Raw genomic sequence first — 20,638 nt, forward strand, 5'->3', positions numbered from 1 at the left:
GCACCGGCGGAAGACGTGTTCGGAAAGTGGGGATCGCGTGCAGAAGACGCTGAAATCGGCGGTACGGTTCGAAGGTGTCGGGCTCCATAGCGGGGCGCCGGCCACGCTGATCGTGCGCCCCGCTGCCGCGAACCACGGCATCCGTTTCCGCCGCACGGACATCCGCATCGGCGACGCCGAGATCCCGGCCATCTGGAGCGCGGTCAACCGTACGCCCCTCTGCACCCGCCTGGAAAACCGGTCGGGCGCCTCGGTCTCGACGGTCGAGCACCTGATGGCGGCCTTCGCGGGCTGCGGCATCCATAACGCCCTGGTCGAGATCGACGGCCCCGAGGTTCCCATCCTCGACGGCTCCTCCGCCCCCTTCGTCCGCGCCTTCCTGGGATGCGGGCTGACCGTGCAGGCGGCCCCGATCCGCGCGATCCGCATCCTCCGCCCGGTCGAGGTGCGCAATGGCGACGCCGCCGCCCGCCTCGAACCCAGCCGCGTGATGGAGATCGCTTTCGGCATCGACTTTGCCGACGGCGCCATCGGGTCGCAGCGCAAGCAGCTGACGATGGAGAACGGGACCTTCGTGCGCGAACTCTGCGACTGCCGGACCTTCTGCCGCCAGGCCGATGTCGACGCGATGCGCGCGCAGGGGCTGGCCCTGGGCGGTGTGCCGGGCGAGAACGCGGTGGTCTTCGACGGCGATGCGGTTGTCAGCCCGGGCGGTCTGCGCCGGCGCGACGAACCCGTGCGGCACAAGATGCTCGACGCGCTCGGCGACCTGCTGCTGGCGGGCGGTCCGGTCCTGGGCCTCTATACCGGCACACGCGCGGGACACAGCCTGACGAACACGCTGCTGCGCGCGGTTTTCGCCGACAGCGCGAATTACGAGATCGTCGACTGCGACGCGGCCACCGCCCGCTGTTTGCCGGGGGCTGGCGTCCATCTCGCGGAAATTCCCGCAGTCGCCTGATTTCCTGTGGAAAGCGCCCGCATCTTGCGACATGGATGGGGGTGAAAGTCGATTTGCCCCCCCGGTTTTCTGTGCTAGACCCTTGGGGACGGCCGGTCCTTCACCGGGTTCGGCGGTTTGCGGAGTGGGCAAATCATAACAAGACGTATGAGGCGGCACGTGGGGAAGTCTGGATTGTCTGGCGGAAAAACGCGGGCCGCGGCGATTCTGCTTTGCGTGGCGCTGGCCGGCTGCGGCGGAACCTCGACCGACGGGCTCGGGATGGGGGGCCAACCGATCGAGTCCTTCACGGCCGAACAGATCTACCAGCGCGGCGAATACGAACTGGACAGCAGCGACTATGACAGCGCTGCCGAGTATTTCGGCGAGGTGGAGCGCCTCTATCCCTACTCGGAATGGGCCAAGCGCGCGCTGATCATGCAGGCCTTTTCCTTCCACAAGGACAAGAACTACGAGGAGAGCCGCGCCTCGGCGCAGCGTTTCATCGACTTCTACCCGACGGATGACGATGCCGCCTATGCCCAGTACCTGCTGGCGCTCAGCTATTACGACCAGATTGACGAGGTCGGCCGCGACCAGGGGCTGACCTTCCAGGCGCTGCAATCTCTGCGGACCGTCATCGAACGCTATCCCGAAAGCGACTATGCCCGCTCGGCCATCCTGAAATTCGACCTGGCCTTCGATCACCTCGCCGCCAAGGAGATGGAGATCGGGCGCTATTACCTCAAGCGCGATCATTTCCCGGCCGCGATCAACCGTTTCCGTGTCGTGGTCGAGGATTTCCAGACCACGACCCACACCGCCGAAGCCCTGCACCGCCTGGTCGAGGCCTATCTCAGCCTCGGCCTGACGGACGAGGCGCAGACCGCCGGTGCGATCCTGGGCCACAACTTCCAGTCCACCGAATGGTACGAAGACAGCTATCGCCTGCTGACACGGCAGGGGCTCGAGCCCAAGGTTCGCGGCAACAACTGGCTTGCCAAGGTCTATCGCCAGATGATTCAGGGCAAATGGCTGTGATCCGCCCCGCAAGACGGGGTCCCCTGGCAGGATAGATCGATGCTTCGCGGGCTGGACATCCGGGACATGCTGATCATCGACCGGCTGGAACTTGAATTCCAGCCGGGTCTCAACGTGCTGACCGGCGAAACCGGCGCCGGCAAGTCCATCCTGCTGGATTCGCTGGGGTTCGTGCTCGGCTGGCGGGGCCGGGCCGATCTGGTCCGGCAGGGCGCCGGCCAGGGCGAGGTCACCGCCTGGTTCGATCTGCCCGACGATCATCCGGCCCGTGCCGTCCTGTCCGAAGCCGGCATTCCCGGCGGATCCGAACTGATCCTGCGCCGGGTGAACACGGCCGACGGGCGCAAGACGGCCTGGGTGAACGATCGCCGCACCTCGGGCGATGTTCTCCGCGCGCTCTCGGACACGCTGGTAGAGCTGCACGGGCAGCATGACGACCGTGGCCTGCTGAACCCGCGCGGTCACCTGGCCCTGCTCGACGCCTTCATGGCGCGCGCCGACCTGATCGAGACGACCCGCGCCGCATGGAGCGCCCGCCGCGCCGCCACCCGGGAACTGGAAACCGCCCGCGCCGCACTGGACGAGGTCCGCGCGGAAGAGGATTTCCTGCGCCACGCCGTGGCGGAACTCGACACGCTCGACCCGCAGCCGGGCGAGGACGACGCGTTGGATACCCGCCGCCGCCTCATGCAATCGGCGGGCAAGGTCCGCGAGGACATCGCCCGCGCTGCCGCGGCCCTGGGCTCGGACGGGGCCGAAGGTCTGTTGACGGACGCCCTGCGCTGGCTCGACGGGGCGGCGGACGGGACCGAGGGGCGCCTCGATGTGCCGCTCTCGGCCCTGTCGCGGGCCCTGACCGAACTGGGCGAGGCGACGGATGGCGTGGAGCGCTGCCTCGAAGAGCTTTCAGTCGATCCTCTGGAGCTGGAACGGACCGAGGAACGCCTCTTCGCCATCCGCGCCGCGGCCCGCAAACATGGCGTGGCGCCCGACGATCTTCCGGCCTTCGCCGACAGCCTGCGCGAGCGTCTGAACCGGCTGGACAGCGGCGCCGAGCACATGAAATCGCTGGAAAGGACCGCCTCGGAGGCCGAGGCGCGCCATGCCGCCGCCGCGCAGGAGCTCTCCGACGCCCGCGCCCAGGCCGCTGCCCGGCTGGATGCGGCGGTGATGCAGGAGCTGGCGCCGCTCAAGATGGAGCGCGCGGTTTTCCGCACGGTGATCGACCGCCGCGAGCCGGGGCCGGACGGCATCGACGACGCGACCTTCACCGTCGCCACCAATCCCGGCGCCCCGGCGGGCGCGCTGAACCGGATCGCCTCGGGCGGGGAACTGTCCCGCTTTCTCCTGGCGCTCAAGGTCTGCCTGCGGGGCGAGCAGTCCGAGGCCACGATGATCTTCGACGAGATCGACCGCGGCGTCGGCGGCGCCACGGCGGATGCGGTCGGCCGGCGGCTGGCGTCGCTTGCGCGTTCAGGACAGGTCCTGGTGGTCACCCATTCGCCCCAGGTCGCCGCGCTCGGCGCGCATCACTGGCGCGTGGCCAAGCGGGTCGAGGGGGATGTGACGCTTTCGACAGTCACGCCCCTAAACCCCTCCGCCCGTGTCGACGAGATCGCTCGGATGCTCTCGGGCGACCGGGTGACGGATGAGGCGCGCGCCGCGGCGCTGGCCCTTCTGGGATAGGGTGCCGGGCACAAAAAAACCCCGATCCGCCTGACACAGACCGGGGCCACAACACGATACCGCTTACGTGCATCTTTCCTATGTGAAACCCGTTTCGGCGTCATACCCCAAACGGGTTAAAAAGCGGTGTGCAGGGTTAATTATCTTTCCTGCAATGCGGGCGTCGCGCCGCGATCACTTCCTCCAGCCGGCGCAGCACCAGCGGCCAGTGCTGGAACAGCAGAAACGAACCGGCGTCTTCGACCGGCTCGATCGTGACCTCGGGGAAATCCACCGCCAGTTCGCGGCGGGTCTCGGGGTGGATGGACTGATCCTCACGCCCGATCAGGTCGGTCACCGGGATCGCGGTGCTCATGGCGCGGAACTCTTCGGACCAGTCGCTGCGATGCACCAGCAGAACCTCTTCGGCAAAGGCGCGCGAGGCGTCGCCCCCTTCGCACAGGACGATATCCGACCCGCAGTCCATCGCCTCGAAGGCCCGGGGGGTGCGGGTCATCGCGCGGTCCGTCTCCGAGGCGCTGAAGACCAGGCGCACGAACTCGGCCTTGCCCAGGTGACGGGCCATCGCAAAGCCTGCCCGCGTCGCAAACGGCAAAAGCTGAGGCGTGAACCTCGCGTTGCCCAGGACGAACCGGTGCCAGCGGCCCATCCGTTCGTATTGCGCGGGCCTGGTCAGCGGCAGCACGGCCGAGCATCCCATCACCGCGCCGACCCGTTCCGGCGCCAGCGCGAAGAGGCGCGCCATGTATATCATGTCCTCATCCAGCACGAGGCAATGCGCCCGCCCGATCCCCAGGTGATCCAGCAGCGCGACGATATCCCTCGCCACCTCCTGCACCCGGTCGGCCCCCTGCGGGAGGGGGTGGGAGCCGCCAAAGCCGGGGCGGATCGGCACGATGACCCTCAGCCCGGTCTGGGCAGCCGCGAATTCTGCCGCGGCCGGCCATCGGCAGAGGCCGAAATTGGAACAGAAATAGAGCAGCGGCCGGCCAGTGGGATCGCCGAATTCCAGGTAGTCCATCTGCCGTCCGCCGGTCCGGACCAGCGTCCGGAAGGGCAGGGCGGGCAGTTCCGCGCCGCCCCGCGCCAGGCGGCTGTATCGCGGCGCCGAGAAGGTGTCGTCGGGCACGGGCTCGGTCGGGGGGGCGAAATCCATCGCCGTCATCGCCAGCCGCAGAAGATCGTTCTGACCGTGCGTTTCCGTCTTGGCCAGGATCGATTTTATCTGCGTCCGGATCGTATCCACCGACCGGCCCCGCTGCCGCGCGATCTCGGCCAGCGTCCGGGTCTCCGTCAGCGCCCGCAGCACGTCGATCTCGGCCGGGGTCAGCGCAAAGGCGTCCCGCAGCACCTCGGCCGCGGCCTCGGGCCAGTGCAGTTCGGTCGTCACCACCAGGACGAAATCGGCGTGTCCCTCGTGCTGCACCAGGGTCACCTGCAACAGCATGATCCGGTCGTCCGAGCGACGCCGCGCGCGAATCAGCTGCGACAGTTCCGGCAGGTCCGATCCACTGCGCCGAAGCATCGACCGGGCCACGCGGCGCAGCAGGGCCCGGTCGTCCTCGCGCAGGCTCAACGCCGCCAGCGCCATCCCGCGGTCGATGCCCAGCCCGCCGCGCGCGGCGGCATTGGCGGCCGTTATCCTCAGCGAGCTGTCCAGGGTGAATGCCGCCGACCGTCGATAGGCGCTCAGTTCCAGCTCTTCCGGCGGCTTTTCGTTGGCGGCGCGGGCGCGGGCCAGGAACTGCTCGACGCGGCGGGCATGGCGGACAAGCCCGGTGTCCGCGATCAGGTCGTCACGCATCTGGGGCGGTCGGTGCCAGTGCGGCGCGAGAAGCTTGTCCCAGGGATCGACGAGATCGGGCAGGGACCCGGGATCGAGCGCCGTGCCGTACAGCCTGTCGACCACCTCGTCACGGAGCGTAGCGTCGGTCACGTCTTGCGAGTCCGGCTCTCCGCCGGCGGCGTCCTGATCTGTCACTGGCGTCCCCGGTCGATCCAACCGCTTGACTGTAGACGATGCCGCGCCCCCCTGTCACCTGCTGCGAGTCCGCGTCACCGTCCCGTGGACGCTTTCTCTAGTTGGCGTCGGGCGCGAGCTTGCCGGGGTTCAGGATGTTCTCGGGATCGAGCGCCCGCTTGAGCGCGCCCATCACCGACCAGGCCTCGCCGTGTTCGCGCTGCATGAAGCCCTTCTTCCCGATGCCGATGCCGTGCTCTCCCGTGGCGGTGCCCCCCATGTCGAGCGCCCGCGACACCAGGCGGTCCGCCGCCGCCTTGACCCGTCCCAGTTCCGCCGCATCCGCGGGGTCGAACATCAGGATCGCGTGAAAATTGCCGTCGCCCACATGGCCCAGGATCGGCCCCGCGATCCCATGCGCCTCGAGATCCGCCTGCGTCGCCTCCACCGCCTCGGCCAGCCGCGAGATCGGCACGCAGATGTCCGTGACCACCGCCCGTGCGCCGGGCCGGGAGGCCAGGATCGCCCAGTAGGCGTGGTGGCGCAGCGTCCACAGCGCCTTGCGGTCCTCGGGGTCGGTCGCCCACTGGAACCCGCGCCCGGCATGATCGGCCACGATGTCGCCGAAGACCGCCGCATCCTCCGCGACCGATCCGGGCGAGCCGTGGAACTCGATCATCAGATGTGGCACCTCGTCCAGGCCCGCGTCCGCATAGCTGTTGAAGACCGCCACCGTGGCCGCGTCGACGAACTCGATCCGCGCCATCGGGATGCCCATCTGGATCGCATCCGTCACCGCCCGCACTGCCCCCCCGATCGTGTCGAAGGCACAGACCGCCGCGGTGATGGCCTCGGGCTGACCGTGCAGCCGCAGCGTCAGCTCGGTGATCAGCCCGAGCGTGCCCTCGGCCCCCACGAAGAGGCCCGTCAGATCGTATCCGGCCGAAGATTTGCGCGCCCGCGTGCCGGTCCGGATGATACGGCCGTCCGCCAGCACCACCTCCAGCCCCAGCACATTGTCCCGCATCGTCCCGTAGCGCACCGCCGTCGTTCCGCTCGCCCGGGTCGAGGCCATGCCGCCGATCGAGGCGTTGGCCCCGGGGTCTACCGGAAAGAACAGGCCCGTCGCGCGCAACTCATCGTTCAGCGCCTCGCGGGTCAGCCCCGGCTGCACCCGTGCATCCATGTCGCCCTGGGCGACCTCGATGATGCGGTTCATCCGGGCGAAATCGACGCAGAGCCCGCCCTGGAACGCCTGGGCCTGCCCCTCGAGCGATGTCCCCGCGCCCCAGCCCACCACCGGAACCCCGTGCCGCGCGCAGATCCGCATGAGCCCCGCCACCTCTTCGGTGGTTTCCGGAAATGCCACCAGATCGGGCGGGGTCAGGGGGAAATAGCTCTCCGAGCCGCCATGGGCCTCCAGTTCGGACTTGGACCGGGTAATCCGATCGCCTAAGAGTTCCGAAAGTTCCGGCCAGGCCGTGTCAACTGTCATACGAGCTCCCCCAAGGTGCGTTCGGCCCCTTCTAGGGCAGCCGGTGCGCGCCGAAAAGGGCGGGCTGTGACGGCGCGCCGGCCGACAATCGAACGGGAAGGGCCCCTCCATGTCCGCGCAGAGCCGATCGCTGCTGGCAGATGCCGCCGACGGGATCCGGGCGCAGGTGCGCAATGCCTGGCATGTGGTCCTCGACCGGGGGCCCAACCAGCTCCAGTTCTGGCTCATCGCCCTCGCGGTCGGCATCGCCGGCGGGGCGGCGGCGCTCTTCTTCCGCAAGGGGATCGAGGCGCTGCAGTCCTGGCTCTACCGGACAGACGACATCACCTACCTGCACAGCTGGGTCGGAAACCTGCCGTGGTACTGGGTCCTCTGCATTCCCGTTCTGGGCGGGCTGGCGGTCGGGCTGATCCTGCACCTCTTCACCCCCGACGGCCGCGTCCGCTCGGTCGCCGACGTGATCCAGGGGGCGGCGCTCAACGACGGCCGGGTCGAGGGGCGGGCCGGTCTCGCCTCGGCGGCCGCCTCGCTCATCACCCTCGGCACCGGCGGCTCCTCCGGGCGCGAGGGGCCGGTCGTTCACCTCGCCGCGGTGATCTCCTCGCGCGTGCTGCACTGGCTCAAGGCCGACGGCGTCACCGGCCGCGACCTGCTGGGCTGCGCCGTGGCCGCGGCCGTCTCGGCCTCGTTCAACGCGCCGATCGCCGGCGCGCTGTTCGCGCTCGAGGTGGTGCTGCGCCATTTCGCCATTCACGCCTTCGCCCCGATCGTCATCGCTTCGGTCGCGGGCACGGTGATCAACCGGCTGGAATTCGGCGGCGTGACCGAGTTCACGCTGCCCGACGCCTCGATCCTCCAGTTCTACCAGGAACTGCCGGCCTTCCTGATCCTCGGTGGGGTCTGCGGCATCGCCGCCGGCATCCTGATGCGCGCCATCTTCGCCGCCGAGGATGTGGCGACACACGTCCAGTCGCGCCTCTCGATCCCGCGCTGGCTGCGCCCGGCCCTGGCCGGCGCCCTGCTGGGGCTTATCGCGATTCCCTTTCCGCATATCATCGGCGTCGGCTACGAGACCACCTCGCTCGCGCTGACCGGGCGCATCGGCCTGTGGGACGCCATCGTCTTCACCGTGATCAAGACCGTGGCCGTGGCCGTCACCATCGGCGGCCGGATGGGTGGCGGCGTCTTCTCGCCCGCGCTGATGGTCGGCGCGCTGACGGGGCTGGCCTTCGGGCTCGTCGCCACCTCGATCTTTCCCGAGGTCTCGGGATCCTCGTCGCTCTACGCGCTGGCGGGCATGGGCGGGGTCGCGGCGGCCGTGCTCGGCGCGCCGATCTCGACCACCTTGATCGTCTTCGAACTGACGGGCGACTGGGCCACCGGACTGGCCGTGATGGTCACCGTCTCGATCTCGACCTCGGTCGGCACCCGGCTGGTCGACCGCTCCTTCTTCCTCACCCAGCTCGAACGGCGCGGGGTGCATGTCGCGGCCGGCCCCCAGGCCTACCTCCTGGCGCTCTTCCGGGTCTCCGAGGTCATGCGCCCGCGCGGCGGCGAACGCACCGCCAGCGACGCCGCCTGCTGGGAGATGATCGAGGCCGGCGACTACGTCGACGCCCAGGCCACGCTGGAAACCGCCCTGCCGGCCTTCGACCGCACCGGCGCGGTCTTCCTTCCGGTCGTGCAGATCCGCCGGGCGGACCAGCCGCCGGACCTGCTGGGGGCGCTCTATCACGTGGACGCCCTGCGCGCCTACAACCGCGCCCTCGCGGCCACCGCCGCCGAAGAACACAGCTGACCCGCTTCTTTGGTCCGCGAAATATCCTGGGGGAGTCGCGCTTGCGCGACGGGGGCAAAGCCCCCTGCGACGGTCAGATCCGCTCGACCGTGACGAAATCCGTGGCGTAGAACGCCAGGTGCCCGGCAATCCGTTCCATCCCCTCGATGGGGGTCTCGTAGGACCAGGCGGCGTTTTCGTGCGTGGTGCTCTTGGTGACGATCGAGAAATAGGTCGCATCGCCCTTCTTCGGGCAATGCGTGCTGTGGTCGGTCCGGTCGAGAAAGGCCATCGCGATGTCGTCGCGCGGGAAGTAGATCACCGACGGATAATCCCCCTCGGTCAGCTCCAGCGCGTTCCGGCTCTCTCCCAGCACGGCGCCGCCGGCGCGGACGGTCCAGGTGCCTTCGGCGTTGCGGATGGTGATGTCGGTCATGTCTGCGGCCCTCCCCAAGAGGCGGTCTTCCCTTGCCTTGCGATTGTCACGGTACGGTGACAGCCGCCGGTCTCGTCATAGTTTTTCTGTCGCGGCGGCAAACCATGCTCCACAATCCTCGGGGAGCAGAGGGCCGATCTTGTCGCGGCAGGTGGCGTGATAGGTGTCGACCCAGTCGCGTTCCTCGGCGGTCAGCAGATCGGGGTCGATCAGGTTTCGATCCATGGGAACCCACGTCAGGGTTTCGAACGACAGCATGTCACGCGCATCGCCGCCGGGCAAGGGGTCTGCCACCTGGCAGACGATCAGGTTCTCGATCCGGATGCCGAATGCCCCCTCGCGATAGTACCCCGGTTCGTTCGACAGGATCATACCCGGCTGCAACGGCACCTCGCCGCTGCGCGCCAGCCGCTGCGGCCCCTCGTGCACGCAGAGATAGGCGCCGACGCCGTGCCCCGTGCCGTGGTCGAAATCCATGCCCGCCAGCCACAGCGGATAGCGGGCGAGGGAATCCAGATGCGCCCCGGCGACACCGCGCGGAAACCGCAGCCGCGAAATGGCGATCATGCCCTTCAGCACCAGCGTGAAGGCCCGTCTCTCTTCGGCCCCCGCCTCACCGACCACCAGCGTCCGGGTGATGTCGGTCGTGCCGTCTGGATATTGCCCGCCGCTGTCCAGCACGATCAGATCGCCCTCGCCGAGCGCCCGGTTGGTCTCGGTCGTCACACGGTAGTGGGGCAGGGCGCCGTTCGGCCCGGCCCCTGCGATCGTGTCGAAGGAGATCTCGCGCAGCATGTTGGTATCACGGCGGAATCCCTCGAGCCGGGTGACCAGGTCGATCTCGGTCAGCGTGGTCCGGTCGGCGGCCTGGAACCAGGCGAGGAACCGGCACATCGCCACCGCGTCCCGCATGTGCGCATCGCGCATCCCGGCCAGCTCGCCCTCGTTCTTGCAGGCCTTGGGCAGACGGCACGGGTCGGGGCCATGGCGCGTCTCGATCCCCGCCTCGTCCAGCATCATCGCCAGTGCCATCGGCGCGGTCTGCGGATCGATCCGCAGCGGCCCGCCGGTTTCGGACAGCACCGCCGCAAGGTCGGCATCCGGTCGGACCGCAACATCCGGGCCGAGGTGGTCGCCCAGATCGGCGCATTTCGCCGGATCCGTGACCAGGACCGCCGAGCCGTCCGCCTTGAGCACGGCATAGCCATGCGGCACCGGGTTGCGGGGAATGTCGCCGCCCCGGATGTTGAACAGCCAGGCGATACTGTCCGAGAGGGTGATCAGCGCCGCCGCCTCGCCCCTCTCGGCCAGTCCGGCGCCGAGGCGCCTGCGCTTCGCCTCGTGCGGTTCCCCGGCGAATGCGAGCGGATGGGCAAAGACCGGTTCGGCCGGCGGCGCAGGCTGATCGGTCCAGATCCGGTCGACGGGATGATCCACGGGCCTCAGCGTCAGGCCGGGCAGACCGCGTTCGAGCCGCGAGATCTCGTCCATCGCGTGCAGCCAGGGGTCGAAGCCCACGACACCGCCTCGGGGCAGCTCCCGGCCCAGCCAGTCGATATGGGTGGTCTCGGGCCAGGCGACCGGGGTGAAATCCGCGGCGACCTGCGCCTTGACCTGCACCCTGTAGCGCCCGTCGACGAAGACGGCCGCCTTGTCGCCGGTGACCACGCAGAACCCGGCCGAGCCGGTGAACCCGGTCAGCCACGCCAGCCGGTCGTCATGCGGCGCGACGTATTCGCCGTGATAGCGGTCGGCGCGGGGCACGATGCAGGCGTCGAGGCCCTGCGCCGCCATCTGCTCGCGCAGGCGGGCCAGGCGGGGCGGGCCCTGGTCGGGCGAGCTGGGGCTGTCGAATGTCTGGAACAAGGGGCTCTCCGGGTCGTGGTTCGCGTCGAACATACCCGAAGCGGCCCGGGATGCCAGACGCGCGGGGCCTGCGTGGCCGCGCAGGCGGGGGACGCGGCGAGCGCCGCGGCCGACCGCGGGCAGGTGACCCCCCGGCGCGCCGCCCGCCCGGCGATGCCCCGCGATCAGCTTGCCTTCTTGATCCCCACGAGACGCGCACGCGCCCGCGGATCGCTGTCGAACAGCGCGGCCAGCTGCTCGGTCATGGCGCCCGCCAGCTGGTCGACATCGGTGATCGTCACCGCGCGGTTGTAGTAGCGCGTCACGTCATGGCCGATCCCGATGGCCAGCAGTTCGACCAGTTTCTTCCGCTCGACCATCGCGATCACGTCGCGCAGGTGCTTTTCGAGATAGTTCGCCGGGTTGACCGAAAGCGTCGAGTCGTCGACCGGCGCCCCGTCGGAAATCACCATGAGGATCTTGCGTGCCTCGCGCCGGCCCGCCATCCGGCGATGCGCCCATTCCAGCGCCTCGCCGTCGATGTTCTCCTTCAGCAGACCTTCCTTCATCATCAGCCCGAGATTGTCGCGCGAGCGGCGCCAAGGCGCGTCGGCGGACTTGTAGACGATGTGACGCAGATCGTTCAGACGGCCCGGCTGCTGCGGACGCCCGTCGTTGAGCCAGCGTTCCCGACTCTGGCCGCCCTTCCAGGCGCGGGTGGTGAAGCCCAGGATCTCGACCTTGACCGAGCAGCGTTCCAGCGTCCGCGCCAGCACATCGGCGCAGATCGCCGCGATCGAGATCGGCCGGCCCCGCATCGACCCGGAATTGTCGAGAAGCAGGGTCACGACCGTATCGCGGAACTCCATGTCCTTCTCGACCTTGAACGACAGGGGCGTTGTCGGGTTCGCGACGACCCGTGCGAGGCGGCCGGCATCCAGCACGCCCTCTTCCTTGTCGAATTCCCACGACCGGTTCTGCTGCGCCTGAAGGCGGCGCTGCAGTTTGTTCGCCAGGCGGCCGACCGCGCCCTTGAGAGGTTCGAGCTGCTGGTCGAGATAGGCGCGCAGCCGCTCCAGTTCGACCGGATCGGCAAGTTCGGCGGCGTTGATCTCCTCGTCGAAATCGGCGGAGTAGACGGTATAGTTGGGATCGGCCTCGGAGGCCGGAGGCGGCGGCGGCGGTTCGAGAGGCGCCTCGCCCTCGGGCATCTCGGCCTCTTCGCCCATCTCCTCCTCGGCCATGTCGTCCATCGACACCGAGGCTTCGGACGGGTCCTGCTGTTCGTCCTGCGACTGCTCGGGGCTGGCCTCGGCCTGGTCGTCCTCGTCGGAATCGCCGGTGCTGTCGGGCTGTTCCTCTTCGTCCTGCCCCTCTTCGGCCGCGTCCTGATCCTCGTCGTCCGATCCGTCGGGATCGTCGCCCAGCTGGTCGCCATAGCCCAGATCGTCGATGATCCGGCGGGCGAAGCGCGCGAATTCGGTCTGATCCGAAAGCTTCTCGCCCAGATCCTCGAGCCGCGTGCCGGTCTGGCTCTCGATGAAGCCGCGCCAGAGCTCCATCACGTTCTGCGCGCCCGGGGGCATCTCGCGACCCGTGGCGAGATGGCGGATCAGGTAACCCGCCGCCGCCGGCAGGGGCGCGTCCGACGTGTCGGTGATCCCGTCATAGCCGGCGCGACGCGCCTCGGCGCCGATCTTGGCGTCGATATTGCCCGCAGTGCCCGGCATGTCGCGCGCGCCCATGGCTTCGCAGCGCGCCGTCTCCATCGCCTCGTAGAGGTCGCGCGCCATCTGGCCCGAGGGGGCGTATTTCGCATGGGTGCCGGCATCGTGGTACCGGTGGTGCAGCGCCAGCGCGTCGGCCGTTCCGCGTGCGAGCAGCACCTCGTCCTTGGTCATGCGCCGGCTGACCTGCGGCAGGCGCATGTTGTCGCCCGACGTACCCGCGGGGTCGACGGAATAGCTGACGTTCAGATCCGGATCGTCGGCCATGACCTTGGTGGCCTCGGCCAAGGCCTTCTTGAACGGATCGGCGGGATTGTCGCTGGACGTGCTCATGGTGCTGGTAAACCACTCCCGGCGCGGCTCGGCAAGGCGCTTGGCGGTATGAGCGAAGTCGAGCCCGCTCATCGGCGCGGCCCCGTGCCTGCGGGATGGACCAGCGAGGCTCCGGTGTCCGGCCCGGGGTCACGGGGTCCGCTGCGACATCCCGAACCGACCTTCCGAGAGCTCATCGCAGGGCGGTCAGCCGGCGATCAGCGCGGCGCAGCGCGACAGGGCCGCATCCGCCAGCACCCGCGCCTGCCGCGCGTCCTCGGCGTTGACGTTGAAATCCGCCCGCATCAACAGCGTGGCCTGCGCGTGTTTCGCCTCGATCCGGCGCGCCAGTACGGCCCGGCCGTCGACATTCGGCACCACGGCGTCCAGCAGGTCGATCATGGCCCCGCGATGGCGCGCGGCCCTGTCCGGGTCGCGCCCCACGAGCCACCGGTGCTCCATTTCAGCAGAGAACCGGCCGGCGCAGGTGGCGAAGACGGTGACCGGATCGGACAGATCGCCCGGCGCTGCCCGTCCGGTTTCCGCGAAAACCGGCGACAGGGCGAGGATGAGGGCGGCCATCCGTGTCATGGGATAGACAGTAGCGCATAAATTTTAATCGCCAATCGATTTGTGCGCCGTATTTCGCGGGCGCCATCGGCAAATCTCTTGTGTCGGAGGGTCAGGTATTGCAGCGCGAGCCGAATCTCTCAGCCCTTGCACAGACCCTGTGCGGGCATCGGAGTTTTCTGCGTGCGCGAAAGGGATAGGTTTCCGCCACGTACAGAACATGAAAGGAGACAGAGATGTCCCGCAAACCCCGTATCGCCCTGATCGTCACCTCGACCCGTGACGCCCGCTATGCCGACACGCCCGCCGAATGGATGCTGTCGCAAGCCCAGGCCCGCGACGACCTCGAGGTCGAACTCGTCGATCTCAAGGATTTCGACCTGCCGTTCTTCAACGAACCGGCCTCGAACCTCTGGATGCCCTCCTCCGATCCGAAGGCCGTCGCCTGGCAGGAGAAGATCGCCCAGTTCGACGGGTTCATCTTCGCCGTGGCCGAATACAACCATTCCGTCTCGGGGGCGCTGAAGAACGCGCTGGACCAGGCCTACAAGGAGTGGGTCCGCAAGCCGATGACGGCCATCGCCTACGGCAGCATGGGCGCGGCACGCGCGTTGGAGCACCTGCGCAACATCGCCGTCGAACTGCAGATGGTGCCGGTACGGGGCGCGGTGCATATCGGCGGCGCCGACTTCTTCACCGTCCATCCCATGGGCGCGGGCAAGCCGCTTTCGGAAATCGAAGAGAACATCGCCCCCGCGGCGAAGAACGCGCTGGACGATCTGGTCTGGTGGGCGAAGGCCACGATGGCCGCGCGCGAGGCCGACGCCCAGGCGCAGGCCGCTTGAGGCGAGCGGCATCCTCGGGCCTGACCCGAGGATCTCCCGCCATCCGCCCCGCGACCGGAGCGCCTCGGGCGTGACACGCGGATCACGGCCCGCAAACGGAGAGCAACGGAAAAGGGCCGCGCGATGCGGCCCTTTTCGTGTATGTCCGGCCTGGCGCTGCCGGGTCTCAGGACGCCGAGGAGGCGGCGCTTTCCGGCAGTTCCTCGTCGAAGCAGCGCTGGTAGAACTCGGCCACGGTCTGGCGTTCCAGCTCGTCGCACTTGTTCAGGAAGGTGAGGCGGAAGGCATAGCCGATGCTGCGGAAGATCTCGGCATTCTGCGCCCAGGTGATCACCGTCCGGGGCGACATGACGGTCGAGAGGTCGCCGTTCATGAAGGCCGTCCGCGTCAGATCCGCGAGGCGCACCATCTGGCTGACCTGCTTGCGGCCCTTCTCGTTGTTGTAATGCGGCGCCTTGGCCAGCACGATCGCCGCCTCGGCATCGTGGCGCAGGTAGTTCAGCGTCGCCACCAGCGACCAGCGGTCCATCTGTGCCTGGTTGATCTGCTGCGTGCCGTGATAAAGCCCGGTCGTGTCGCCGAGTCCCACGGTGTTCGAGGTCGCGAAGAGGCGGAAGTACTTGTTCGGCGTGATCACCTCGTTCTGGTCCAGCAGCGTCAGCTTGCCGTCATGCTCCAGCACCCGCTGGATCACGAACATCACGTCCGCCCGGCCCGCGTCGTATTCGTCGAAGACGATGGCGGTCGGGTTGCGCAGGGCCCAGGGCAGGATGCCTTCGTGGAATTCCGTCACCTGCTTGCCGTCGCGCAGCTTGATCGCGTCCTTGCCGATGAGGTCGATCCGGCTGATGTGGCTGTCGAGGTTCACTCGCACGCAGGGCCAGTTCAGCCGTGCCGCGACCTGTTCGATATGGGTCGACTTGCCGGTGCCGTGATAGCCTTGGACCATCACCCGGCGGTTGTGCGAGAAGCCGGCCAGGATGGCCAGCGTCGTGTCGGGGTCGAACTTGTAGGTCGTATCGACCTCGGGCACCCGTTCGACACGCTCTTCGAACGCCCTGACCTTCATGTCGGTATCAATGCCGAAGACTTCGCGAACCGAGATTTCCTCGGTCGGTTTTGCATTGATATCGGTCATACCCTCGGCCATGGTCGCCCTGTCCTTTCCCTTCGCGGGCCTTGCTCGCGGCCCAGGCTGCAACATATCGAAGCCGAGAGTGAGGGAAAGGGCAAAATGGGTGCCTTGCGGCGGAACGCCGCCGCAATCCGTGCCGAAGGAGACAGATGGCCACACGGGAGGAGATCGAGGCGCTAATCGACGCCGTCGCGACAGGCGACCGTGAGGCATTCGCCCGACTCTATCAGCACACTTCGGCGAAACTCTTCGGAATCGTCCTGCGTATTTTGAAAGCAGAAGCGGAAACGGAAGAAGCGGTCCAGGAAGTCTACGTCAAGATCTGGCGCAATGCCGATCGGTATCGCGCCGGCGGATACAGCCCCATGACATGGCTGATCACCATCGCGCGCAACCACGCGATCGACCGGCTGCGGGCGCGCCGCGCCGCCGGTGGCGGGATCGAGGAGGCCGAGGCGCTGCCCGACGCCGCCCCCGGACCCGAAGCGCTGGCCATGGCCTCGTCCGACCGGGCGCGGATCGTCGACTGTTTCGGGCGTCTGTCCGTCGACCGGGCCGAAGCCGTGCGGCGCGCCTATCTGGAGGGCGAGACCTACGCCGAACTGGCGGCACGTTTCGAGGTGCCGCTGAACACGATGAGAACCTGGCTGCGGCGCAGCCTGCTGAAACTGAAGGAATGCCTGTCGGAATGAGCGACACGCCCGACATACCTGACGATGACGACCGCATCCTCGCGGCGGAATACGTCCTGGGCCTTCTGTCCCAGCCCGACCGGCGCGCCTTCGAGGCGCGGCTGGACGGCGATGCCGGGTTGCGCGCGCTGGTGGCCCGATGGGCCGAGGATTTCGTCGCGCTCGTGCAGGACATTCCCGAAGCCACGCCCCCCGGCACGCTGTGGCGCGCCATCGAGGCCTCCATCGACAGCCCCGTCGCGCGGCCCGCCCGTCGCCGACGGTCGGGGCTGGGCCTGCTGGGCTACGCGCTCGGCGGGGTGCTGGCCGCCGGTCTCGCCTGGATGGTCGTGACCTCTGGCCTGCTCGCCCCGGTGACGGCGCCGGAATACCAGGCCCGCATCGCCGCCGAGGACGGGGCCATCGTCTTCCAGGCGGCATATGACGAGGATACCGGCACGCTGGAACTGCTGCGCCAGTCCGGCGCGGCCGCGGCCGGCCGGTCGCTGGAATTCTGGCTGATCGCGGGCGACGAGGCTCCGGTTTCGGTCATCGTCTGGCCGACCGGCGCCTCGCAGGAGGTCGTCACACTGCCGGCCGACCTGGCCGCGCGGTTCCCCGAAGCGGTCCTCGCCATCTCGGACGAACCCGAGGGCGGGTCCCCGACAGGGCAGCCCACGGGCGATGTTCTGGCGGTCGGCGATGTGCAGGAGATCTGAGGCGGCCGCAGGGCCGGGGCTTCGGCGCGGCAGGCGCGGCAGGCGGATGATCCCCCGTGCGCGTCGCGCCCGTCCGGAACCGGTCGCCGAGTTCAGTTGAACGGGCGTTGCCTCCCGATCAGAGACCGCCCTCTGGCGCGCCGCTGCAACTCGGCCACATCTGGCCCGCGCCGCCGGAATTGTCCGCCGCGCCAAGCGGCGGCGGTCCGGGCGGGCGCCTCAGTTACTTGAAATTCCGGCTGTCCTTGATCTGGTCCCAGGCCCAGACGACGAGCTGGAGCTGCTCTTCCTGGCTGCGGTCGCCGCCGTTCATGTCGGGGTGCAGCACCTTGATCAGCGACTTGTAGGCCTTGCGCACCTCGGCCTTGGACCAGTGATCCTTGGCCTCGAGGATCTCCACCGCCCGGCGCTCGGTCGCCGGCAGCTTGCGCGTGGTGCTGCCCGCCCCCTTGCCGGGGTTGCGCGTCGCGTTGCCGCCCAGCACCTGGTGCGGGTCGTCGATGCCGAGACGCGCCCAGGCCCGCGCCTCGGGGTCGTTCAGCGCCTTGGTCTCCCGTTCCCAGACCTTGTCCTTCGACATCTGGGCGTTCAGCTCCGCCTCGGTGGTGCCGTCGAAGAAGTTCCACTTGAGATTGTACTCGCGCACGTGGTCGCGGCAGAACCAGTAATATTCGTCCAGGACATCCGGCGCCTTGGGCGCGCGGTATTTGCCCGGCTCTTCGCAGCCCGGATGTTCGCAGACCTTCTGCGAGGTTTCCGACGCGCCCGACATCCCGCGCCGCCCGCGGTGGTTCTTCTTTTTCGCAGAAGAGACCGACATGTCGAATCCGAAGGGGTCCGTTTTGGTCATGCGTTGTCCTTTCCGAGTCAGGCGATGCAGTTTAGACTGACTTTCCCGAGATTGAAGAGGCGAGGTGGCAAAAAATGTCGGCATCGGCAGAGATACGCGAACGGCTCGAACAGGCGTTCTCTCCGCAAGTTCTTGAGGTCGTTGATGAAAGCGAGAAACATAGAGGTCACGCGGGCTATCGGGAAGGGGGCGACAGTCACTTTCATGTGCGCATCGCGGCCCCTGCGTTTTCCGACATGACGCGGCTGCAGCGGCACCGCGCCGTCCACGCCGCGCTCGGTCCCGAACTGATCGGCCGCATCCACGCGCTGGCGCTGGATATTTCGTCCTGAAGGGGGGGGCGGAGCCGCCCGCCGTTCCCGGGCAGCGGTTCGTCCTCGCGACGGCGCTCTCCGGTTGTGTCGGCCGGGCGGGAAATCCCGACGGGGTGTCGAAAAGGGAGCTTTCGAGGCGAGAAGCGATGAACGTGCCGAGAGGCCTGCCCCTTGCGTTCTATAGCAACACGCCCCTGACGGCCGGCGGAGCCCGAAGGCCGCAGCGACGGCCGCCGCAGGGAAAGACCCGCGCCAGTTGCGCGGCCCCTATTCGGCGGCGGTGCGGCGGAGGACGCGGTGAAGGCCCGGCGCCTCGTCCCGCTTGCTGAACTCCAGCGTATCCGCGCCGTAGAAGCCCGCCAGATCGTCGCGGGCACTGTAGGCGGTGTCCGCGTCCTCGAACTCGTCGAGGCCGGGGTCGTCTTCCCTGCTGTCCTGCCACGGGTCCGGCGACGGCGGCGTGGGGGCGGACTGGAACATCCGCGTGGCCCGCCGCTTGAGCAGCGTGCTCAGCCCGTGATCCGCGGCGGGGGCCAGCATTTCTTCGTCCATGAAGCCTTCGGGCGGCGGCGGCAGGAGGGCCGGCGCCGGTTCGGGCGCGTCCAGAAGACGGGGGTCATAGGCGCTGATATCGCCTGCCCTGGCCCGGCGGAACACCAATACATTGCGATAGACGGTGTGCGCCCTGCCGAGGGGCGAGCGTTCGTCCGAAGGCAGCGTCTCGGCGCGCTGGTATTCCCAGCCCTCGGCCGCCATCTCGTTCATCACGTCCTCCAGGGCATGGGCGAACCTGCCCTCGACGGTCTTGACCCCTGGTGCGCGGGCGCCCCGCGTCGGCGCGGTGACTACCTTGTATTCGTAACTGCCCATCTCGTTCCCGGTGACCCGTTGACCGCGCCGGTTGACCCGGCTGCGACTCTGCTTTCCCTCACACTACACCGGATTTGAGACGAAAAACGACCGGATTTTTGGCAAATATGGGGTATCGGCGGCAAGATGCCGCCCGATTTCGCTATATCTAGAGGGGTGGCGGGGCTGATGCGGCACCGTCCGCTGCGTCACTTGCGGATCCGCATCGGCGTGCCCACCCAATCGGGGACCGGATGCGCGGAATCCGCCCTGAGCCGCTCGTCGAGGCGCGCCTTGATCTCGGTCGGGTAGGGCGCCACGCGCGGGCCGGAGCGGTCGATATGCAGGCTGATCCCCTCGCCGGTGGCCGCGACCCAGCCATCCGTGTGGATCAGCTCCTGGCAGAAGTGATAGGCCTTGGGCCCCACGTCCAGCAGCCGGAACGAGGCGCGCACCCGGTCGCCCAGGTGCAGTTCGCGGACATAGCGGATGCGGAACTCGGCGGAATAGGTCGTGTGGGTGCCGCCCGAGGTGTAGTCCCATCCCAACCCGACCAGCTTGCAGGCCTCGTCGACGCCGGTATCGAACAGCACACCGTAATAGGCCATGTTCAGATGCCCGTTCAGGTCGATCCAGTCCGGTTTGATCTCCATCTCGGGGGACAGGTAGATATCGTTCAACTTCTCGCTCCAGGTGGCCGCCCGACCGTTTCGGGCAGGCGCCAGTCTGCCTGTTCCGCCGCCGCGGCTTCAAGCGCCTTCCGGCGCAGCCTCGTAGGGGGAGCGTGTCTGCGGCGATCGGGACCGGGCCGCAGAGGGGGCCATTCGCCCGCAGAAGGGCAGATCGCCGTAGCGATCCCGACGGCCCCGTGCGACCTCATCCTCGGGCTCGACCCGAGGATCTCCCGTCAAGGCCAGCGCCCTCCGGTCCGCCCCCCGGGCGTCTTTGGACGACGTCGCAGGGGCGGGGCCGAGGATGGCAACGCGCAGGTGGTCAGCTCTCGGCCAGTTTCCTGGTGACCAATTCGTTCACGGCCTTCGGGTTCGCCTTGCCGCCGGTGGCCTTCATGACCTGGCCGACGAACCAGCCCGCCAGTTTGGGGTTCTGCCGGGCCTTCTCGACCTGCGCGGGATTGGCGGCGATCACCTCGTCCACCGCCGCTTCGATGGCGCCGGTGTCGGTGACCTGCTTCATGCCCTCGGTCTCGACGATCTCCTCGGGGTCGCGGTCCGAGGTATAGGCGATTTCGAACACGTCCTTGGCGATCTTGCCGGAAATGTCGCCCTTCTTGATCAGCGCCACGATCTGGCCCAGCCGTGCGGGCGAGATCGGGCTCTCCGCGATTTCGTGGTCCTCTTTCTTCAACCGGCCGAACAGTTCGTTGATGACCCAGTTCGCGGCCATCTTGCCGTCGCCGCCCGCGGCCACCACCTGTTCGAAGTAGTCCGCGTTTTCGGTCTCGGCCG

General features: G+C 68.2%; 18 protein-coding genes and 1 pseudogene. 8 read left to right on the forward strand and 11 right to left on the reverse strand.

Features of this window, described 5'->3' with window-relative positions; all coding sequences use genetic code 11:
* The first annotated feature begins 37 nt into the window (after nucleotides 1-37).
* The 3 genes from lpxC (at nucleotide 38) to recN (ending at nucleotide 3,667) form a co-directional block, all read left to right on the forward strand.
* On the forward strand, nucleotides 38-961 hold the full coding sequence (gene lpxC, locus OB2597_RS20035) for a UDP-3-O-acyl-N-acetylglucosamine deacetylase (protein WP_009807452.1): 924 nt from the start codon (nucleotides 38-40) through the stop codon (nucleotides 959-961).
* Nucleotides 962-1,108: 147 nt separating this feature from the next.
* The gene (locus OB2597_RS20040; RefSeq protein ID WP_084658904.1) at nucleotides 1,109-1,981 is read left to right on the forward strand and encodes an outer membrane protein assembly factor BamD; all 873 of its coding nucleotides are present in this window, start codon (nucleotides 1,109-1,111) and stop codon (nucleotides 1,979-1,981) included.
* A gap of 39 nt (nucleotides 1,982-2,020) precedes the next feature.
* Complete coding sequence (gene recN, locus OB2597_RS20045) at nucleotides 2,021-3,667, forward strand: DNA repair protein RecN (RefSeq protein WP_009807454.1); 1,647 nt, start codon at nucleotides 2,021-2,023, stop codon at nucleotides 3,665-3,667.
* A 136-nt stretch (nucleotides 3,668-3,803) separates the two neighbouring features.
* On the opposite strand, the gene OB2597_RS21095 is transcribed toward recN, so the two are convergent.
* A complete protein-coding gene (locus OB2597_RS21095) occupies nucleotides 3,804-5,648 on the reverse strand; it encodes an alpha/beta fold hydrolase (protein ID WP_009807455.1) in 1,845 nt (614 codons plus the stop codon).
* 97 nt (nucleotides 5,649-5,745) lie between these two features.
* Nucleotides 5,746-7,122, reverse strand: a complete 1,377-nt coding sequence (locus OB2597_RS20055; protein WP_009807456.1) for an FAD-binding oxidoreductase — start codon at nucleotides 7,120-7,122, stop codon at nucleotides 5,746-5,748.
* Nucleotides 7,123-7,231: 109 nt separating this feature from the next.
* On the opposite strand from OB2597_RS20055, the gene OB2597_RS20060 reads away from it, so the two are divergent.
* Nucleotides 7,232-8,920, forward strand: coding sequence for a chloride channel protein (locus OB2597_RS20060; RefSeq protein WP_009807457.1), 1,689 nt, complete (start codon nucleotides 7,232-7,234; stop codon nucleotides 8,918-8,920).
* Between the two features lie 73 nt (nucleotides 8,921-8,993).
* On the opposite strand, the gene OB2597_RS20065 is transcribed toward OB2597_RS20060, so the two are convergent.
* The 4 genes from OB2597_RS20065 to OB2597_RS20080 all read right to left on the reverse strand — a co-directional run bounded on the left by OB2597_RS20065 (nucleotide 8,994) and on the right by OB2597_RS20080 (nucleotide 13,801).
* A complete protein-coding gene (locus OB2597_RS20065; protein ID WP_009807458.1) occupies nucleotides 8,994-9,335 on the reverse strand; it encodes a DUF427 domain-containing protein in 342 nt (113 codons plus the stop codon).
* Between the two features lie 75 nt (nucleotides 9,336-9,410).
* The gene (locus OB2597_RS20070; protein ID WP_050759303.1) at nucleotides 9,411-11,201 is read right to left on the reverse strand and encodes an aminopeptidase P family protein; all 1,791 of its coding nucleotides are present in this window, start codon (nucleotides 11,199-11,201) and stop codon (nucleotides 9,411-9,413) included.
* A gap of 164 nt (nucleotides 11,202-11,365) precedes the next feature.
* A complete protein-coding gene (cobT, locus tag OB2597_RS20075; protein WP_040610007.1) occupies nucleotides 11,366-13,240 on the reverse strand; it encodes a cobaltochelatase subunit CobT in 1,875 nt (624 codons plus the stop codon).
* A 186-nt stretch (nucleotides 13,241-13,426) separates the two neighbouring features.
* The gene (locus tag OB2597_RS20080; RefSeq protein WP_009807461.1) at nucleotides 13,427-13,801 is read right to left on the reverse strand and encodes a hypothetical protein; all 375 of its coding nucleotides are present in this window, start codon (nucleotides 13,799-13,801) and stop codon (nucleotides 13,427-13,429) included.
* A gap of 224 nt (nucleotides 13,802-14,025) precedes the next feature.
* Between OB2597_RS20080 and OB2597_RS20085 the strand changes: the two genes are divergently transcribed.
* Nucleotides 14,026-14,634 (forward strand): NADPH-dependent FMN reductase, encoded by a 609-nt coding sequence (locus tag OB2597_RS20085; protein ID WP_009807462.1) that lies wholly within the window; start codon nucleotides 14,026-14,028, stop codon nucleotides 14,632-14,634.
* A 166-nt stretch (nucleotides 14,635-14,800) separates the two neighbouring features.
* On the opposite strand, the gene cobS is transcribed toward OB2597_RS20085, so the two are convergent.
* A complete protein-coding gene (gene cobS, locus OB2597_RS20090) occupies nucleotides 14,801-15,784 on the reverse strand; it encodes a cobaltochelatase subunit CobS (RefSeq protein ID WP_009807463.1) in 984 nt (327 codons plus the stop codon).
* A 134-nt stretch (nucleotides 15,785-15,918) separates the two neighbouring features.
* Between cobS and OB2597_RS20095 the strand changes: the two genes are divergently transcribed.
* Nucleotides 15,919-16,461: a sigma-70 family RNA polymerase sigma factor gene (locus OB2597_RS20095; RefSeq protein WP_009807464.1), complete on the forward strand. Its 543-nt coding sequence runs from the start codon at nucleotides 15,919-15,921 to the stop codon at nucleotides 16,459-16,461.
* The gene (locus tag OB2597_RS20100) at nucleotides 16,458-17,159 is read left to right on the forward strand and encodes an anti-sigma factor (protein WP_009807465.1); all 702 of its coding nucleotides are present in this window, start codon (nucleotides 16,458-16,460) and stop codon (nucleotides 17,157-17,159) included. Before OB2597_RS20095 ends, OB2597_RS20100 begins: the two co-directional genes overlap by 4 nt.
* Nucleotides 17,160-17,382: 223 nt before the next feature.
* Here OB2597_RS20100 and OB2597_RS20105 read toward each other — a convergent pair whose 3' ends face one another.
* Nucleotides 17,383-18,009, reverse strand: a complete 627-nt coding sequence (locus tag OB2597_RS20105; protein ID WP_009807466.1) for a J domain-containing protein — start codon at nucleotides 18,007-18,009, stop codon at nucleotides 17,383-17,385.
* Nucleotides 18,010-18,083: 74 nt separating this feature from the next.
* Between OB2597_RS20105 and OB2597_RS20110 the strand changes: the two genes are divergently transcribed.
* On the forward strand, nucleotides 18,084-18,341 hold the full coding sequence (locus OB2597_RS20110; RefSeq protein WP_009807467.1) for a BolA family protein: 258 nt from the start codon (nucleotides 18,084-18,086) through the stop codon (nucleotides 18,339-18,341).
* 249 nt (nucleotides 18,342-18,590) lie between these two features.
* Here OB2597_RS20110 and OB2597_RS22705 read toward each other — a convergent pair whose 3' ends face one another.
* The 3 genes and pseudogenes from OB2597_RS22705 to gatB form a co-directional block, all read right to left on the reverse strand.
* Nucleotides 18,591-19,193 carry a DUF4177 domain-containing protein gene (locus tag OB2597_RS22705; RefSeq protein WP_009807468.1) on the reverse strand — a complete coding sequence of 201 codons (603 nt, stop codon included), beginning with the start codon at nucleotides 19,191-19,193 and terminating at the stop codon, nucleotides 18,591-18,593.
* Nucleotides 19,194-19,381: 188 nt separating this feature from the next.
* Nucleotides 19,382-19,852 (reverse strand): thioesterase family protein, encoded by a 471-nt coding sequence (locus OB2597_RS20120; protein ID WP_009807469.1) that lies wholly within the window; start codon nucleotides 19,850-19,852, stop codon nucleotides 19,382-19,384.
* A gap of 313 nt (nucleotides 19,853-20,165) precedes the next feature.
* A pseudogene (gatB, locus tag OB2597_RS20125) lies at nucleotides 20,166-20,638 on the reverse strand (Asp-tRNA(Asn)/Glu-tRNA(Gln) amidotransferase subunit GatB); the annotation flags it as partial.

The organism is Pseudooceanicola batsensis HTCC2597 (assembly GCF_000152725.1).
In the GTDB taxonomy this organism is placed as follows: domain Bacteria; phylum Pseudomonadota; class Alphaproteobacteria; order Rhodobacterales; family Rhodobacteraceae; genus Pseudooceanicola; species Pseudooceanicola batsensis.

Excerpts from the sequence above, each read along its gene's own strand:
- recN (WP_009807454.1), top strand. The coding sequence starts at position 2,021 with ATGCTTCGCGGGCTGGACATCCGGGACATGCTGATCATCGACCGGCTG.
- OB2597_RS20065 (WP_009807458.1), bottom strand. The coding sequence starts at position 9,335 with ATGACCGACATCACCATCCGCAACGCCGAAGGCACCTGGACCGTCCGC.
- cobT (WP_040610007.1), bottom strand. The coding sequence starts at position 13,240 with ATGAGCACGTCCAGCGACAATCCCGCCGATCCGTTCAAGAAGGCCTTG.
- OB2597_RS20080 (WP_009807461.1), bottom strand. The coding sequence starts at position 13,801 with ATGGCCGCCCTCATCCTCGCCCTGTCGCCGGTTTTCGCGGAAACCGGA.
- OB2597_RS22705 (WP_009807468.1), bottom strand. The coding sequence starts at position 19,193 with ATGGGCAGTTACGAATACAAGGTAGTCACCGCGCCGACGCGGGGCGCC.
- OB2597_RS20110 (WP_009807467.1), top strand. The coding sequence starts at position 18,084 with ATGTCGGCATCGGCAGAGATACGCGAACGGCTCGAACAGGCGTTCTCT.
- OB2597_RS20105 (WP_009807466.1), bottom strand. The coding sequence starts at position 18,009 with ATGACCAAAACGGACCCCTTCGGATTCGACATGTCGGTCTCTTCTGCG.
- OB2597_RS20060 (WP_009807457.1), top strand. The coding sequence starts at position 7,232 with ATGTCCGCGCAGAGCCGATCGCTGCTGGCAGATGCCGCCGACGGGATC.
- cobS (WP_009807463.1), bottom strand. The coding sequence starts at position 15,784 with ATGGCCGAGGGTATGACCGATATCAATGCAAAACCGACCGAGGAAATC.
- OB2597_RS20040 (WP_084658904.1), top strand. The coding sequence starts at position 1,109 with ATGAGGCGGCACGTGGGGAAGTCTGGATTGTCTGGCGGAAAAACGCGG.
- OB2597_RS20055 (WP_009807456.1), bottom strand. The coding sequence starts at position 7,122 with ATGACAGTTGACACGGCCTGGCCGGAACTTTCGGAACTCTTAGGCGAT.
- OB2597_RS20095 (WP_009807464.1), top strand. The coding sequence starts at position 15,919 with ATGGCCACACGGGAGGAGATCGAGGCGCTAATCGACGCCGTCGCGACA.
- OB2597_RS20100 (WP_009807465.1), top strand. The coding sequence starts at position 16,458 with ATGAGCGACACGCCCGACATACCTGACGATGACGACCGCATCCTCGCG.
- OB2597_RS20085 (WP_009807462.1), top strand. The coding sequence starts at position 14,026 with ATGTCCCGCAAACCCCGTATCGCCCTGATCGTCACCTCGACCCGTGAC.